The following is a 16,333-nucleotide window of genomic DNA, read 5'->3' as shown; positions in this document are numbered from 1 at the left end:
CCGACCGTCCCGCCGTCACCACCGCCCCGACCGTCCCGCCGTCACCACGCCTGCCACCCGCCGAAGGTTGAATTGAACCGTTGAACCGGACGATCCGGTTCAACGGTTCGATCATCGCAGCCGGAGGTCGTAGTTGCCGTGCTGGTCGACGGTGAGATGCGCCCCGGGCGGCACGACGACCACGGTGAAGGCCTCCTCGATCAGCGCGGGACCGTCGACACGCACACCCGACGCGAGCGCGGGCCCGTCGTAGGTGGGGGCCGCGACGTAGCCAGCTCCGAAGTACGCATCCCGGCTGCCCGTCGTCGCGTCCCGTGGGTCGGTGACGGTGCCGTCGGTCGTCGCAGCCGTCGGCTTCGGTGTCGCGCCCCGCACCACCAGCCGGACGCTGCGCAGCAGCGGGCGCTGGTCGCGGAAGCAGTAGCCACGGTCCGCCTCGTGCAACTCGTGGAAGCGCTCGGTGACCGCCCCGACGTCCGGTGCGCCGGCCTCGAGCGGGACCCCGAGGTCGAAGTTCTGCCCCGGGTAGCAGACGTTGGCGTACGCCGTCACCGACCGAGCCTCCGGGTCGAGGTTCGCCGGCGCCAGTTCCTTGTCGGCCTCGTCGCGCATCTCGGTCACGAGTCGCTCGATGCGGAGTGGATCGGCCTCCTCGAGCGAGGTCACGTAGGCCCGGGCGAGGTCGACGACGTAGTCCGCGACGAGCAGGCCGAGCGCGCTGAAGGCTGGGGCGGTGCGCGGGATCAGCACGCGATCGATGCCCAGATCCTGCGCTTGTGCCCACGCGTGGACCGGCCCGTTGCCGCCGTAGGCGACGAGCGCCAGCTCGCGCGGGTCGAGGCCCTTGGTGCTCAGCACGCGCCGGACCGCGTTGGCCATGTTCGCGTTCACCACGCGCTCGATGCCCCATGCGGCTTGCGTCACGTCGAGTCCCAGCGGAGCGCCGACGTCGCGCGCGATGGCCGCCTCCGCCGCGTCGAGGTCGAGCTGTATGCGGCCACCCGCGAAGCTCGAGCTCGGCAGCCAACCCAGGACCGCATCTGCGTCGGTCACCGTCGCACGGTCTCCGCCGCGCCCGTAGCACGCCGGTCCGGGCGCGGCGCCTGCGGATCCCGGTCCGACGTGGAGCGCTCCCGCGACCACCCGGGCGATCGACCCACCACCCGCTCCCACAGCCTGCACGTCGACCATCGGGATATCGACGTAGTAGCGGTGGCGCCAGTTCCAGAACGTCGAGACCTCCGGCGCCCCGCCCCGCACCAGCCCTACGTCGTAGCTCGTGCCGCCCATGTCGATGCTGATGAAGTCCGTGATGCCGGCCCGGTCCGCCGTTCGTGCCGCCCCGAGCACCCCCGCCGCAGGGCCCGAGCCGAGCAGCGTCACCGCGCGGCTCGAGACGTACTCCGGCGTCATCACGCCGCCGGTCGACTGCATGATGAGCAGCTGGCCGGTGTAGCCGGCTTCCCGGAGGCGGTCACTGAGCCGCTCGAGGTAGGCGGCGAGGCGGGGCGCGACGTACGCGTTGACCAGCGTGGTGGAGACGCGTTCGAACTCGGGCGCTTTGGGGAGCACCTCGTGGCTGAGCGAGATGTGGTCGACGTCGGGGTACTCCTCGAGGATCAGCTCGCGGGTGCGCAGCTCGTGCTCGGGGTTCACGAACGAGTAGAGGTAACAGACCGCGATGGAGGTGCAGCCGAGCTTGCGGAGCCGCTGCACGCCCCGCCGTACCGCGTCCTCGTCGAGCGCCAGCACGACGTTGCCGTCGTGGTCGAGCCGTTCGGGGATCGGGATGCGAGCCCGCCGGCGCGCGATGGCGAACGGGGGCGGGGCGGCCGGGTCCCAGATGTCCTCCTTGTAGCCGCGTCGCAGCTCGATCTCGTCGCGGTGCCCGTCGGTCGTCAGCAGCCCGGTCGGCGCCCCGTCCTGCTCGATCATCGTGTTGTCGGCGGTGGTGGTGCCGTGCGCGACCAGGTCGAGCTGCGCTGCGAGGGCCCCGACCTCCAGCCCGAACCGCTCGGCGAGCTGCGCCAGCCCGTTCATCACGCCGACGCTGCGGTCGTCGGGGGTCGTCGGGGTCTTGTCGAGCACCACCGTGCCATCCGGTGTCACGCAGATGAGGTCCGTGAACGTCCCACCGACGTCGATCCCGACCCGGTACCCCATCAGCGCACCCGCGCCCAGCCGACCCCCACCTCACGCGAACTTGAATGGTTGGGTGCAGTGACGTGTGCCCAGGTATTCAAGTTCGCGGCTCCGCGTCGGAGCGGGAGGCGCGGAGGTCGGTGCGGAGACGCTCGGTCGCGGGCTCGTCGACCGCGAGCGTGAGCTCCTCGAGCGAGCCGGTGAGCACGACGCCGTAGTCGCGCGCGGCCGCCTCGACGCTGACGTACTCGTCGAGCACGTCGTCGAGCACCGCTTGCGGCTCGCGGTCGAGCGGATCGCCCCAGCCGCCGCCACCGCCGAACTCGTACACCACCTTCTCACCGGCCTCGTGCGGCACCCACTCGGCGGTGAAGTCGACCTCGATCGGCTGTTCCGACCCGACCTTGATCGTGAGACGGTTCGGGGCGCCGTTGCGACCGCCGGCGATGCCGGGCATCGGGTACTTCTTGCCCACCACGTAGGTGTGCACCTGGGCCGGGACGAGCGTCTCCTTGATGTAGCGCGAGCCGCACCCGCCCCGCCACTGCCCGGGCCCGCCGCTGTCGGTGATGAAGTCGCGGCCCCAGAGCAGGTGAGGCGTGGACGTCTCGTGCAGCTCGGCGGGAGCCTTGAAGAGGTTGCCGAAGGCGGCGTTCTTCGAGCCCCAGCCGTCCTGGCCCTTCACCGCCTGGACCCACGCCCCGAACACCTCGCCGCCGTGGTCGATGAAGCGGTTCCCGTCCTTGTCCAGCCCGGCGAAGATGATGGGGATGCCCAGCTTGTAGATCTGCGGGGCGGAGCGGTCGGGGATCGCCTGCGCGAGTGCGAGCGCGACCACCTCGCCGACCTCGGTGCCGGGGTGGTGTGACCCGGCGGACACGGGCTTCGGGGCGCGCGGGTTGAGCACGCAGCCCTCAGGGACGATCAACTCGACGTTGTCGAAGAAGCCCTCGTTCTTGGGCACCTCCGGGTCGACCAGCGACGCCAGCTGAGCGATCACATAGCCGCGCGTGTTGCCGAACGTCGACCACGCCTGGATCTCGTCACGCGTGTCGGTGCCGTTGAAGTCGACCGTGAGCTCGTCGCCGGCGACGGTCACCTCGCAGTGCAGATGGATGTCGGGATGGCCGAGTGGATCGTGGTCGACGTACACGTCGGCGGCGTAGGTCCCGTCGGGCCAGCTCGCGACCGCCTCGCGGAAGCGCTGCGCGGCGTACTCGATCGCGAAGTCCATCGAGCGCTCGACGGTCTCGCGACCGTGACGCTCGACGATGCCCTTGAGACGACGCGCCCCGAGCTGGGCCGCGCCGATCTGGGCTCGGATGTCCCCCACGAACCCGGGGAGGCGGACGTTGGACGCCATCGCGTACAGCAGGTCGCGACGTTCCACGCCCTCGTCGACGACCTTGACCGCGGGCCAGCGCACGCCCTCCGCCCAGATCTCGGTGGCGTTGACGTTGTAGCCGCCAGGGGAGGAGCCGCCGGTGTCGCCGTGGTGGCACTGGATGGACGCGATGCACACCAGCTCGCCGTCGATGACCACCGGGGCGTAGACGTTGTAGTCGGGGAGGTGGCCACCGCCGTGGTAGGGGTCGTTGGAGACGAACACGTCGCCGTCACGCCACTCGTCCGCCTCGAAGAACTCCAGCGCGAACCGCACCGGCAGGGTGGAGGTCAGCATGAACTGCGGGATCCCGACGCTGAGGGCGGCGAGACGACCGTTGCGATCGAGGATCGTGGCGTTGCGCTCGTTGCTCTGGTTCAGGATGGGGGTCGTCGCCGTGCGCGACACGTAGGTCGCCATCTCGAAGCAGACCGTCTCCATCGACGTGCGCACGACCTCGGCGGTGACCGGGTCGAGCTCGCCAGGCGGGTGTAACCGAGCGCGCTTGCGTGCCAGCGCGACCGCGTCGGCGGAGGTCCCACTGGGGCGCACCGCTCCCACCCCGTCAACCTCCCACTCCGACGACCGCGTGGTCCGCGCGGTCCGCGTGGAACCTGACACGCGTGTCAGCAGTATAGGTGCGGGTCGGGGTGGCGGACAGCGCCCCGATGCGGGAACATCGGCACGCGGACGCGTCCGGCAGCGTGGAGGCGCCCGGCGGCGGCCACCGGAGGAGGCCTGGTGCACTGCGGGGACTGCGGAGCGAGCGCGGAGAGGACGTCGCGTTTCTGCGGCAACTGCGGGGCGCGACTCGAAGCCCGGGAACGAGCGCGATCGTCGGATCGAACCGGTGGTGACCCCGCCGGACCGGCTGATCCGATCCCGCTCCGCCTTCCCCGCGAGCACGATCGCCCCGTCCGCCTCATCGCGGAGGAGGCCCCCACAGGAGATCACCGGCGCGTCGCGCTGCTGATGCTCGCGCTGGTGAGCGTCGCGCTCGCGGTGATCCTCATCACCACGCCGGACCTCACGGTACGGCTCGCAGGGGAGCCGACCGACGACGGCATCGAAGTCGGGACCAGCGACCAGGTGGGCGACCTCGAGGGCATCGATCCCGATGTCGGTCCGCGCCGCATGCTGCCTCCCCACGGTGTCGTCTTCGCGCGTCAGCTGTGGGACGTGTCCGGGGTCTCGGGCACCACCCCGCTCGTCGTCGACGACGTGACGTACGCGGTCACGGTCGACGGGGAGGTGCTCGCCATCGAGGTAGGCAACGGTGAGGTGCGCTGGCGCGGGCCCGCCGGGGCGGTCGCTCCCGGCTCGACGCTGGTCGAGGGGGGCGACCTGCTCGTCGCCGCGGACCTCGCTGGACGCGTCGACGGGCTGCGGTCCGAGGACGGAACACCGGTCTGGTCGCTCGAGCTGCCGTTGCTCACCGCCCCGACGGTCACGGGATCCGAGCTGCACATCATCCTCGGTCAGCGCTCGGACGAGTTCGGTCCCTCGGCCGTGCTGGCCGTGCTCGATGCGGCCACCGGCGAGGAGCTCCGGCGCATCGATCTGGGCAGCGGGGGTGCCATCCACCCACCGGTCGTCGCCGGGGAGCTGCTCGTCGTCTGCCTCGCCGACGGCGAGGTCCAGGCACGCGATCGGGCCACCCTCGAGCTGGTGTGGCAACACGAGGTGATGGGTGCCCCGGCGTGTGCCGCGGATCAGGACGGGGACTTCGTGGTGGTGGCCTCACGCTTCGGCGACGTCGTCGCGTTCGGCCACGAGGGCGAGCTGCGGTGGCAACAGGTACTGGAGGGGTCGATCGCCGAGCCGCCGACGCTGTCACAGGGCGGGGTCTACGTCGTCTCCGGCTCGCTGCTGTTCGGCTTCGATGCTGCGACCGGCGAGATCCTGTGGCGCTCGGATGGCGTCGGCGACCCCCAGGGGATGCCGGCGTCGAACTCGCGGGCGGTCTTCGTGGCGACCACGACCGGCCAGGTGTACGCCAACTACCTGCACACCGGGGCGGTGCGGTGGATGTGGGATGCGGGTGCCCCGGTCTCGTCCGGGATCGCGATCGCGCACGATGCCGCGGTCGTCGTGCTGCCCGACGACCGCCTCGTCGCCGTCGGGGTGTGGCGCCCCGCCCCGCCGTCCCCCGACCCCGTCCCCAGCGAGACGTCGCTCCTCCCGACGGAGCCGCCGACCCTGTCGGGCGAGGTGTGACCGGCGGCGCCCCGCTCCGGGTCGACCTTCGGCCGTGCGTGGGCATGATCCGACCCACAGCGAGGTCCGGGAGGGTCAGCGTCCGCGGAAGTGCGGGGCGCGCTTCTCGCGGAACGCGGCCATGCCCTCGACGAGGTCGTCGGTGGTGGTGGCCAGCGCCTGGTAGTGGCCCTCGGTCTCGAGCAACGCGGGCAGGTCGGTCTCGAACGCGGTGTTGAGCAGCCGCTTCGACAGCCCCACGGCCCGCGTCGGCATCACGGCCAGACGCCCCGCCAGTTCCTCCGCCTCGGTGTCGAGGTCCTCGCAGCAGCGGTAGGCCAGCCCCAGCGCGACCGCCCGCTCGCCGTCGACGTCGTCGCCGAGGAGCACCAGCTCCTTGGCGCGGGCCATACCGACCAGCCGCGGGAGCAGGTACGCCCCGCCCGCGTCAGCGACCAGTCCCCAGCGGGAGAACGACCAGACGAACCTCGTCTCGGGGCGGGTCAGGACGAAGTCGCAGGCCAACGCGATGTGCGCCCCGGGGCCGACCGCGACGCCGTTGACCGCGGCGACGGTGGGCTTGTCGAGCTCCCACAGCTCGCGGATCAGCGCCTGGATCCCGGTCCGCAAGGTCTCGGAGGTCGAGCGCGGGTCGAAGTCCTCGGCGCCGGCGTCCTTGACCGTCGACTCGCGCAGGTCCATGCCCGAGCAGAACGCGTCGCCCGCCCCGGTGAGCAGCAGGCAGCGGGCGTCGGGGTCGCGACGGGCCGCCACCACCGCGTCGACGAGCAGCTCGCGCATCTCGACGCTGATGGCGTTGCGCGCGTCGGGGCGGTCGAGGACGAGGCGGCGGACCCCGTCGGTGCGCTGTTCGACCCGCAGCGGGGCGCTCAAGGCCGCTCCGTCGTCAGGATGTTGACCACCGAGACGCCGGTGCCGCGGCCACCGACGTTGTGCTGCAGCGCGTTGCCACGCCTGATCTCGACCTGGCGATCGCCCGCCTCGCCCCGCAGCTGCCACCACAGCTCGGTGATCTGGCTCAGCCCGGTCGCCCCGATGGGGTGGCCTTTGGCGATCAGGCCCCCCGACGTGTTGATGGGGATGCGGCCGCTCCGGCTCGTCTCGCCCTCGAGGGTCGCCGGTCCGGCCTTGCCCTTCTCGAAGAACCCGAGGTCCTCGATGTCGAGCAGTTCGGTGATCGTGAAGCAGTCGTGGACCTCGGCGAGGTCGATGTCGTCGGGACCGAGGCCCGCCATGGCGTAGGCGCGTTCGGCCGCCCCGACCGTCGCGGGGATCTCGACGAAGCTCGTCTTCTCGTGCAGCGAGGGGTGGTCGGTCGCGACCCCGAAGCCGGCCACGAACACCGGCGCGTCGGTGAACTCCGAGGCGCGCTCCGCGCGGACGAGCAGCACCGCTGCCGCCCCATCGGTCTGCGGGCAGCAGTCGTAGAGGTGCAACGGCTCACACACGATCGGCGACGCGAGGTACTGCTCGAGCGTGATCTCGTCGCGGAAGTGCGCGTACGGATCGAGGCTGCCGTTGTTGTGGTTCTTGATCGCCACCGCCCCGAGCATCTCCTGGGTGGTGCCGTACTCGTGCATGTGGCGCGTGGCGAACGGGGCGAACAGCACCGGGGCGGTCTCGCCCCGGTTGTAGATCGGGTGGCCGCTCGCGGCGCGTGCCAGCAGCCCCTCCTCGGTCGACTTGTCCCGCATCTTCTCGACGCCGATCACGAGCACGACGTCGTGCACTCCCGAGGCGACCGCCATCGCGCCGATGCGGAAGGCGTCGGAGCCCGACGGGCAAGCGTTCTCGATCCGGCTCGCGGCGATCCCGTTGAGACCGATGGCCGACGGAACGGTGTTTCCGCCGATGCCCTCCTGTCCCCACAGCGTGCCGCGCTGGGTGGCGACGAACATCGCCTCGATGGCGGAGCGCTCGATCCCCTTGTCGACGCTCGCGATGACGGCCTCGAACGCTCCCTTCGCCATGTGCTCGTAGCTCTGGTCGAACAGCTCGCCGAACGGGATCATGCCGGCGCCGACTACTGCCACGCGGTTCCAGCCCACGTCAGGCCTCCTTCACGGCCTTGTAGCCGTAGATGGGTACGCCCCGCTCGATCGTGTAGCGCCGCACCTCGAGCTCGACGCGGTCGCCGATGGCCAGGTCGCTGCCGTCGCCCGCACCCTGCACCATCAGGCGCGCGCCGTCGTCGAGGTCGATCACCACGAGTGGCAGCGGAGCGACGAACGGCGGCGGCATGGTCTGGTTGACCACGAACGTGTGCACCTCGCCGTGCCGGCTCAGCGACACCGCCCCCAGGTCGTCGCCGCCGCAGCCGACACACGCCGGGTGGACAGACGGCGGCGTCGAGATCACGCCGCAGTCGGCGCACCTGGCCCCGTGCAGTCCGAGCAGCTCCTCCCCGCCGCGGACGAACCCCGCGCCGCCTGGGGGCACTCCCATCGGGATCGGCTCGCCGCTGGGTTCGAGCAGACCGCGCGCCCGGAGGGCGTCGGTGTAGGTGACGCTGCGCCCGCCCGCGAGCTGCTGCGGGATGTCGAACGCCCCCGGCACCGCCGCATCCGCGTCGATGACCAGCGCTGACGAGCGTCCGCCGCCGTGCGCTGCGAACCCGACCGTGCCCCCCTCGCGAAGTGCCGCGGCCGCACCGATCGCGGTCGTCGCGGCGCCCGCATCGCCGATGGCCGCGTAGACATCTGCGGACGGGGCGATGTCGAGATCGAGGTCCTTGGCCATCAGGCGGGCGAGCCGACCATCGGGGTCGGGCAGCGACCACGCGGTGGGGGCGGGGTCGACCGCCCGGACCGTCGCTCCGATCTCGGGGAGGTAGATGCGTTCGCGGTACAACCGGGGGTCGTAGACGTCGCGCAGCACCGCGTCGCTCGCACCGCGGTAGCGATCGAGCAGCGGTCGGCTCCGCGTGGTCAGCTCACCGAGCCGTGCATGGCCGCCCGCGGCGGTCAGCACGTAGGCCACCGCGCCCGCCCCGGCGCGCCGCTCCAGCGCCGAACCCGGCCCGGGAACCGGGGCGTCGGAGACGATCGCGAGCGCCGTGGTCACGCGCCCCGCCCGGACGGCGTCCGCTGCGGTCACGATCGCGTCGAGGCCGGCGTGGGGTGAGCCGGTGAGCAGCGCTCCCGTCGACGATGCCGGGAGCTGCAGCGCGGCGGCGAGGTACGCGCTGCTCGGGCCGTCAGCGAAGGGCGGGGTCGTCGTAGCCCACCACAGCCCCTCGACGGCGGTGGAGTCGATCGCGCCGGCCCGCAACGCACGCGTGGCGGCGAGCCACCCGAGGGTGAGGACGTCCTCGTCTGCAGCGCAGACGGCGAGCGCGCCTCGAGCGCGGCCGCCCCAGGCACCCGCGACCTCCTCGGCACGAAGCCGAAGTGAGGGGGCGGCTGCCCCGACGGCAGCGATAGCGACGTCCACGCCCCCGACTGTAGTGTCTGACGCCAGCGTCAGGTGAGCCGGCTGGCCGTCGAGGAAGACATCCGTCCCGGATGTCATGAACGGGGCTGTGGTCGGCGACGGGTGCCTGCGTTCAGCGCAGGTCGAAGGCGACCTTGACCGCGCCCGACCGCCCCTGGTCGGCCAGCGCCCCGAACGCCTCACGCCACTGCTCGAGGCGGTAGGTGTGCGTGAGCAGCGGTCGCAGGTCCAGCCCGACCTCGCGTACGAGATCGAGGTAGTGACGCATGGCGTGCTGGCGCTTGCCGCGCAGACCCTCGATCCCGAACGCGTTCGAGCCGGTGATCGTCAGCTCCTTGAAGTACCAGGGGGTCCACTCGAACCGTCCCGGCGTGCTCACGCCGGTGACGACGATCGTGCCGCGCGGACGGGCGATGCGAACGCCGACCTCCAGCGTCTCGGGGGACCCCACCGTGTCGTAGACGATGTCGACGCCGCCGGGGTGCAACCAGGGCAGGCCCAGGAGTGGCTCGCGAAGGGTCCCGCCGGTCAGATCGCCGACGGTCCGAACGATCTCCTCCGTGGGTCGGTGCGGGAGCACGCTGTGTGCCCCGAGCTTCGTGGCGATCTCGTGTTGCGCCGGGAACCGCGCGATCGCCGTCACCTCGGTGTCCGGGTACAGGGTCCGCAGCACCGCGATGGTGGTCGCGCCGAGGGCGCCGACGCCGTACACGATGACCTTCGAACCCTCGGGGGGCGGGGCGCGGAGCACCGCGTGGAGCGACACCGAGAACGGATCCGCGAGGACGGCGGCCTCGTCGCTGACGTCGTCGGGAACAGGGATGCACATCGAGGTGTGGGCCGGCATGAGCTCGGCGAAACCACCGGTCGCCTTCGAGCACGTGCCGGAGTGGATGCCGGGCGGGAGGTGCCCCCCGGCGAAGTTGTGGCACAGGTTGTGCTTGCCGGTCACGCAGGCCGAGCAGGGGGGCTCGAGGCCACGGGTCGCACACGTCAGCCACGGGTCGACGAGTACACGGATCCCGGGTTCTATCTCGGAGTCCGGCCCCACGTCTACGACGTCGGCGACGACCTCGTGGCCAAGCACCTGCGGGAAGCTGATGACGGCGGTCATGGCGTTGTCGGGATCGCCCTCGAGGAACACCTGCTTGGCGTCCGAGCCGCAGATGCCGGTCAGCCGGGGACGCAGAGTGACCCAGTCGTCGGCAGGCAAGACGGGATCGTCGAGGTTCTGTAGCGCCATCGGCGTGGTCGCCAGGCTCCGCTCGGCGGCTGTGGCACCCGCGGGCAGGTCGTCGGCGGCCGGGTCGGGGGCGACGCCGAAGAGCAAGCCCCGCACCTGCGTGCTCCCTCCCTTGGCAACCGCCCTGACGCTAGCGCGTCCGCGTGTCGGTGGGGTCAGCTTGGGCGATCCGGGGACGTGGCGTCGTTAGCATGAACGCACGGCGGGCGTGGGGGAGGATCACGGTGCAGCAGCCACAGGACCCGCTCCGCTTCGACTCGCGGGTCGTCGTCGTCACGGGCGCTGCCCGAGGCATCGGCCGGGCCGCCGCGTTGCGTTTCGCCGAGCAGGGCGCCGACCTCGCCCTGTGCGACCGCGACGTCGAGGGACTGACCGCAACCGCGAAGGAGGCGGGGACGTACGGGGCCGAGTGCATCTTCGCCGATCTGGACGTGCGTGACCCTGAGGCCCTCGAGCGGTTCTTCCGACGGATAGACGAGCGCTTCGCGGTCATCGACGTCCTCATCAACAACGCCGGCGGCACCTACCACGGGGCGTTCGCCGACAGCTCGCCCAAGGGCGACGAGGCGCTCGTGCGCGAGAACCTCCTCAGCGTGGCGTGGTGCACCCGCGCCGCCCTCCCGCTGCTGCAGGAGGGGTCGAGCGTGATCAACGTGACCACCATCGAAGCGGTCCGCGCCGCGCCCGGCTTCGCGCTCTACGCGGCGGCGAAGGCGGGCGCCGACAACCTCACCCGGACCCTCGCCCTGGAGCTTGCGGACCGGGGCGTGCGCGTCAACGCCATCGCCCCGGACGTGATCGCGACCCCTGGCGTCGGCGAACTGGACGGTGTCACGACGCCCCTGGGGCGGGTCGGCGAGCCTGAGGAGGTGGCTGACGTCGCGCTGTTCCTGGCGTCGTCGCTCGCTCGGTTCGTCACCGGCGTGGTGGTGGCGGTCGACGGTGGCAACGTAGCCGCGGCTGGGTGGCGCCGCACCGAGGACGGGAGCTGGACGACGTGACCCAGCCGACCATCGACGCGGAGGTGCGTCGCACGTTGGCGGCCTACTGCCACACCGTCGACGACGGACGCTTCGACGACTTCGAGCAGCTGTGGGCGGTGGACGCCATCGTCGAGGTCCTCGGGGAGCTCATCGAGGGACGCGCCGCGATCCGCTATTGGATGGAGCACGCGCAGCCTCCGGAGCGACGTGGGAAGCACGTCACGGTGAACAGCGAGATCGACGTGACCGGGGCTGACACGGCCTCGTCGGTCAGCGACTTCCTGTTCTTCGCTCGCGGCGAGCGCGGGCCGCGTGTGACCTCGTCGGGGCGCTACCTCGACGACCTCGTGCCGCTCGACGGGGCGTGGGTCTTCAGCCGCCGTCGCATCGTCCTCGACGACGTGTGATGCGTGGCTACGGGCTCTCGACCGGTGCGAAGCGCAACGCGTCGCCCAGGTTGGAGTTGCCCTCCAGGAAGTCCAGGCTGTCGATCACGTCGGAGCCGTCACCGGTGTAGTGCAGGATGTACAAGCCGTTGCGCACGTCGACGACGTAGATCAGCCCGTCCTGGATCACCGGGAAGGACCACATCACGACCTTGTCCTGCCCGGCCGACAGCGCCGGGTCCTCGGTCACCACGTACGCCAGCGGGTCGGGGTAGTAGTAGCCGGCCTGGGTCGGGTTGGTCGGGTCGGAGATGTCGATCGCCTGCAGCCCACCCGAGTGCCACGTGATGAACGCCAGCTCGTCGGTGATCGTCGGGTTGTGGGCCGAGTAGCTCGACGACGGCCGCGGCACGTCGGTGGCGCAGAACGACGCCTCGTTCTCCGCCAACCTGTACTCGGCAACGACCTGCGGGGACACGGGGTTGGAGGTGTCGATCATCCGTGTCCAGCCCCACGGGCAGCCGTGACCTAGCGCCCTCAGCGCCTCGCCGTAGACCTCGTCGGTGACGAGCGACCAGTCCCGGCCCGGGACCGGCACCGCGCTGTGGGCCCCCGGCCCCGGCCAGCTCGGCCCCTGGCCCGCGGGGGTGAGGAGGGTCGGCTGGCCGCCGTGGCCCTCCACGATCGAGCTGGTGTCGGCCAGGTAGTACCCGCCCGTGAGGTAGGCGAGGTGGACGGTCTTGCCGTCCGTCGTCGGCGTCATCGAGTGCAGGTCACCGCCGGGTACCGGGATCGGCCACGACGCGAGCTCGACGAACTCGCCGTCCCGGGCCCCGGAGATGTCGGTGATGAGCAGCCGGTTGCTACTCGTCGCGCTGATGAAGAACAGCGCGCGCGCCGGGTCGGCGGGGTCCTGCCACAGGAAGAACTCGTGCGGGTTGGAGGACGGGTCGTAGGACGCGACCTTCACCGGCGCGGCGGCGTTGTCCCCCGAGATGTCGTAGAAGCTGAACTCGTCGGGCTGTCCCCCGACCGGCGAGCAGGCGTGGATCAGCTCGCTGCAGTTGGAGTCCAGGTTCATCACGATGAGCAGTTCCTGCGCCGGCCAGATCCGCAGCTCGCGGGAGGTCTGGTCCTGGAGGCCTTGGTCGGGCGGGCCGATCTCGTGGACGACCTGGGGGGCGGCTGGGTCGGACACGTTCACGACCAGCACCCCTGCGCCCGTGAGGTTGTCGTTCCCCGGTTTCCCGTCGGTGCGGCTGCCCACGTAGGCGTAGTCGCCGTGCACCGTGAGCGCCGCGTTCATGCCCCGGTTGTTGAGGGGGTCATGGCCGATGAGCTCGAAGTTCTCCGCCCGTTCCAACAGGCCGAGCGGCTCGACAGTCGCGTCGACGGGGGCGGCGCTCGGATCGACCGCTGCGGTCACGGCGAGCGCCAGCAGGGCGAGGGCAAGGACGGTGAGGGTGAGTCTGGTTCGCATGCGTGTCTACTTCGCCACTGAACGGCGAGTTCCTGCCTGAGTCATCGGCATTCCCACGGGTCGAGGCCGCCGCAAGACAGCTGGTCGCCGGCGGCGCGGACGGAGCTGAGGGCTCAGCCGGCCCCGGGGTAACCGCCGCCGCCGTGTTCGGCATCTAGGGCGTCGCGATCGACCGTCCCCGAGGAGGTCCGGGGCAGGGCATCGACGAACACCACTGATCTGGGCTTCTTGTACGAGGCGATGCGTTCGCGGCAGTGCTCGATCAGCTGGTCCTCGCTCGTGTCGTTGCCCTCGTGGAGCACGACCACCGCCTTGACGCTCTGCCCCCACTGCTGATCGGGGACCCCGATGACCGCCGCCTCACGGACCGCGGGGTGCTGTGCGAGCGCTGCCTCGACCTCCGCGGGGTAGATGTTCTCGGCCCCCGACTTGATGATGCGCGTCATCGGACCCACGAAGACGATCGTGCCGTCCTCCTCGCGACGGCCGAGATCGTGGGTGTGGTGCCAGCCATCCCGCTGCCGAACAGCCGTCGCCTGGTCGTCGCCGAGGTAGCCGTTCATGACGATCGGCCCGCGGACGACGATCTCGCCGGTCTCGCCGGGGGGCACCTCGTCGCCGTCCGGACCGACGATCCGGACCTGCGCGACGGGGGAAGGGCGCCCCGACGCCCAGTCGGAGCCGCCGTACGCCCCGAACGTCGCCAGCCCCGCTACCTCCGTCTGGCCGTAGCCGCCGGGGCGGCGGATCCAGGCTGATCGCTCCGACGAGATGTGCTCGTCGAAGCCCTCCACCCCCATCTTCATCGTCCGCAGCGAGCTGAGGTCGTAGGCACCCTCGGCGTTCAGCTCACCCATCCTCTTCACCGTTGGGGGCATCAGGAAAGCGCCGGTGCAGCGCTCGTCCTGGATGAGGCGCAGGATCTCCTCGGCGTCGCTGCGCCGCACGAACACGTTGGTCCCGCTGAGGTGGAAGGTGGCGAGCGTGGTCATGAAGGTCGCCATGTGGAACAGCGGACCGGAGTTCAGGTAGACGTAGCCGGGAGAGACATCCTGGATCAGCGCGATGGCCAGGCTCTGGTGCAGCAGCGCTTGGTGGCTCAGCAGCGCCGCCTTGGGCCGACCCTCGAACGCGGCGGTGTACATGAGCAGCACCGACGAGGCGGGATCGACGGTCGGCCGTGGGGCGGGTTCGGCCGCGGGGACGGGCGTGGCCAGAAGGGCCTCGTAGCCCTCGGCGTCATCCACGTCGTGTCCGATCCACCCAGCCCGATCGCCAGCGGCCGCTCGCGCCTCCGCGACCGTGTCGCCGATCTCCTCGGACTGCCAGATCACGACACGTGGCGCAGCGTGCCCGACCGCCCAGGCGAGCTCGTCGCTGGATCCGCGCCAGTTGACGGGCCCGAACACGGCCTCCAGCCGAGCGCAGGCGAGCAGCCCCTCGAGCAGCCGGTGGCAGTTCTGTCCCAGCCACAGCACCCGGTCGCCTCGCTCCACGCCGCGATCCGCCAGCACCGTCGCGAGCCGGTCGACGCGGTCGCTCAGCTCTGGCCAGGTCAACCGGACGTCGCCGCAGACCGCCGCGATCTGCTGGGGACGGCTGCGGGCGTGCTCACCGAGGACGTCGTCGAGCGAGAGTGCGTGGAGTGCGTCCAAGGTCAGGCTCCGTCGCGGTTGCCGAAGACGTGCTCCGCCGGCACGGTGCGGAAGATGCCGGTCGCGGTCGCGACCACCTCACCATCCTGTTCGAGCTCGCCGGACACGTACAGGTCGCGGTCGTCGCGGTGGTCCAGCCGGGCCAGGGCGTGCAGGGTCTGGTCGAGACGCACGGGGCGGCGGTAGCGGATGGTCAGCTCCGTCGTCACGCCCAGAGCGAGCACGCGCATGAGGACGCTGCCGAACAGGTCGTCGAACAGGGCCGCGACGGCACCGCCGTGCGCGAGACCCGGAGCGCCCTCGAAGCGGCGCTCGAAGATCACCTCGGCCTCGATCGCGTCGTGCTCCGCGACCGTCGTCCGCAGCCCCAGACCGACCTCGTTCTGCGGGCCGCAGCCGAAGCAGTTGGGGAGGTGGTAGGGCAGCTCCGCGCCGACGTCCCAGCCGCCCCGCGCCGCCGCCTCCGCGATGAGGTGCCCCTCCGGGTGGAAGTCGACCACTACTCGCTCTTGGCCTTCGCGGCCTTCTTGGTATCGCGTACGGCCTGAAGGGAGTCAGGGCCGGTGACATCGGCGATGGACCGGTGCGAGCCCTCCTCCCCGTACCTGCCGGCGACGTCCCGCCAGCCGTCCGGAGTCACGCTCAGCTGCTTGCCCAGCAGCGCGATGAAGATGGAGACCTTCTGCTTGCCCCAGCCCGGCAGGCTGCCGAGGCGCTTGGCGAGGTCCTGGGCGTCCTCGGCCTCCTTCCAGATGGAGGCGGCGTCGTTGTCGAACCGTTCCGCGATCTGCTCGCACATCGCCTGGACGCGCTTGGCCATCGACCCGGGGAAGCGGTGCAGCGCCGGCGTCTGCTTGAACAGCGCCTCGAACTCGTTGGGGTCGATGCTGGCGATGTCCGCAGCGTCGAGGTCACGACCGAGCCGCTGCCGGAGCCGGAAGGGCGAGTGGAACGCCCACTCCATCGGGACCTGCTGATCCAGCAGCATCCCGATCATCAGCGCCAGCGGGTCGTCCGCGAGCAGCCGGTTGGCCTCCGCCTCCTCGGTGAACTCCAGGCTCTTCGGCTTAGCCACGGGGCGTCCTCCGACATCGACGCCACGCAGCGTAGTGATCCGCCCGTGGGGCTACGCGGCGACCTTGCGATCGGACTCGGCGTAGAGCGTGCGGGGCTGAGGTTGAGTGGAGGTCACCGGTAGCGACGGCTACGGCGTCCAGCCAGGGATGGCAGCGGCCTGCTCGAACCAGCTGGTGAGCTGCTGCTCGTCGAGCTCGTCGTCCTCGTGGATGTGGAGCGCCTTCTCGTTCGGGTCCTTGAAGTCGACCGGAGGCACCGGGTCGAGCTCGGCACCGGCGAAGAACGTGAGCTTGATGTAGTCGGTGAAGCAGCGGAAGCTCACCAAGGACCCCTG

The 16,333-nt window shown here is 71.1% G+C and carries 14 protein-coding genes; 3 read left to right on the top strand and 11 right to left on the bottom strand.

The window, feature by feature from the left end; genetic code table 11:
* Positions 1-111: 111 nt before the first annotated feature.
* Entirely contained in the window at positions 112-2,163 is a 2,052-nt protein-coding gene (locus KY469_05145) for a hydantoinase/oxoprolinase family protein (protein MBW3662468.1), read from the bottom strand.
* A gap of 76 nt (positions 2,164-2,239) precedes the next feature.
* Positions 2,240-4,087 (bottom strand): hydantoinase B/oxoprolinase family protein, encoded by a 1,848-nt coding sequence (locus tag KY469_05140; GenBank protein MBW3662467.1) that lies wholly within the window; start codon positions 4,085-4,087, stop codon positions 2,240-2,242.
* Between the two features lie 180 nt (positions 4,088-4,267).
* On the opposite strand from KY469_05140, the gene KY469_05135 reads away from it, so the two are divergent.
* Positions 4,268-5,743 (top strand): PQQ-binding-like beta-propeller repeat protein, encoded by a 1,476-nt coding sequence (locus KY469_05135; protein ID MBW3662466.1) that lies wholly within the window; start codon positions 4,268-4,270, stop codon positions 5,741-5,743.
* A 75-nt stretch (positions 5,744-5,818) separates the two neighbouring features.
* On the opposite strand, the gene KY469_05130 is transcribed toward KY469_05135, so the two are convergent.
* The 4 genes from KY469_05130 to KY469_05115 form a co-directional block, all read right to left on the bottom strand.
* Entirely contained in the window at positions 5,819-6,616 is a 798-nt protein-coding gene (locus tag KY469_05130; GenBank protein MBW3662465.1) for an enoyl-CoA hydratase/isomerase family protein, read from the bottom strand.
* Positions 6,613-7,791 carry a thiolase domain-containing protein gene (locus tag KY469_05125; protein ID MBW3662464.1) on the bottom strand — a complete coding sequence of 393 codons (1,179 nt, stop codon included), beginning with the start codon at positions 7,789-7,791 and terminating at the stop codon, positions 6,613-6,615. Before KY469_05125 ends, KY469_05130 begins: the two co-directional genes overlap by 4 nt.
* 1 nt (position 7,792) lies before the next feature.
* Positions 7,793-9,175: an OB-fold domain-containing protein gene (locus tag KY469_05120; GenBank protein ID MBW3662463.1), complete on the bottom strand. Its 1,383-nt coding sequence runs from the start codon at positions 9,173-9,175 to the stop codon at positions 7,793-7,795.
* A gap of 112 nt (positions 9,176-9,287) precedes the next feature.
* Positions 9,288-10,514, bottom strand: a complete 1,227-nt coding sequence (locus tag KY469_05115; GenBank protein ID MBW3662462.1) for an alcohol dehydrogenase catalytic domain-containing protein — start codon at positions 10,512-10,514, stop codon at positions 9,288-9,290.
* A gap of 95 nt (positions 10,515-10,609) precedes the next feature.
* On the opposite strand from KY469_05115, the gene KY469_05110 reads away from it, so the two are divergent.
* On the top strand, positions 10,610-11,419 hold the full coding sequence (locus tag KY469_05110; protein MBW3662461.1) for an SDR family oxidoreductase: 810 nt from the start codon (positions 10,610-10,612) through the stop codon (positions 11,417-11,419).
* Entirely contained in the window at positions 11,416-11,808 is a 393-nt protein-coding gene (locus KY469_05105; protein ID MBW3662460.1) for a nuclear transport factor 2 family protein, read from the top strand. Before KY469_05110 ends, KY469_05105 begins: the two co-directional genes overlap by 4 nt.
* Before the next feature lie 7 nt (positions 11,809-11,815).
* Here the strand turns inward: KY469_05105 and KY469_05100 are convergent, their stop codons facing one another.
* The 5 genes from KY469_05100 to KY469_05080 all read right to left on the bottom strand — a co-directional run.
* Entirely contained in the window at positions 11,816-13,267 is a 1,452-nt protein-coding gene (locus KY469_05100) for a hypothetical protein (GenBank protein ID MBW3662459.1), read from the bottom strand.
* Positions 13,268-13,380: 113 nt separating this feature from the next.
* The gene (locus KY469_05095; protein MBW3662458.1) at positions 13,381-14,922 is read right to left on the bottom strand and encodes an AMP-binding protein; all 1,542 of its coding nucleotides are present in this window, start codon (positions 14,920-14,922) and stop codon (positions 13,381-13,383) included.
* Positions 14,923-14,924: 2 nt separating this feature from the next.
* On the bottom strand, positions 14,925-15,422 hold the full coding sequence (locus KY469_05090) for a PaaI family thioesterase (GenBank protein ID MBW3662457.1): 498 nt from the start codon (positions 15,420-15,422) through the stop codon (positions 14,925-14,927).
* Positions 15,422-15,997 (bottom strand): Fe-S cluster assembly protein HesB, encoded by a 576-nt coding sequence (locus KY469_05085; protein ID MBW3662456.1) that lies wholly within the window; start codon positions 15,995-15,997, stop codon positions 15,422-15,424. Before KY469_05085 ends, KY469_05090 begins: the two co-directional genes overlap by 1 nt.
* A gap of 129 nt (positions 15,998-16,126) precedes the next feature.
* Positions 16,127-16,333, bottom strand: a 207-nt coding sequence (locus KY469_05080) for a DUF1801 domain-containing protein (protein ID MBW3662455.1), incomplete at its 5' end; no start/stop codon positions are given.

It is taken from the genome of Actinomycetota bacterium, from assembly GCA_019347575.1.
Classification (GTDB): Bacteria; Actinomycetota; Nitriliruptoria; order Nitriliruptorales; family Nitriliruptoraceae; genus JAHWKY01.
The sequence above is the reverse complement of the archived record's forward strand: the minus strand, read 5'-3'. Positions and strand labels throughout refer to the sequence as shown.

What these genes read in the sequence shown, in the direction of transcription:
- KY469_05145 (MBW3662468.1), bottom strand. Translation starts at nt 2,163, where the DNA reads ATGGGGTACCGGGTCGGGATCGACGTCGGTGGGACGTTCACGGACCTC.
- KY469_05110 (MBW3662461.1), top strand. Translation starts at nt 10,610, where the DNA reads ATGAACGCACGGCGGGCGTGGGGGAGGATCACGGTGCAGCAGCCACAG.
- KY469_05100 (MBW3662459.1), bottom strand. Translation starts at nt 13,267, where the DNA reads ATGCGAACCAGACTCACCCTCACCGTCCTTGCCCTCGCCCTGCTGGCG.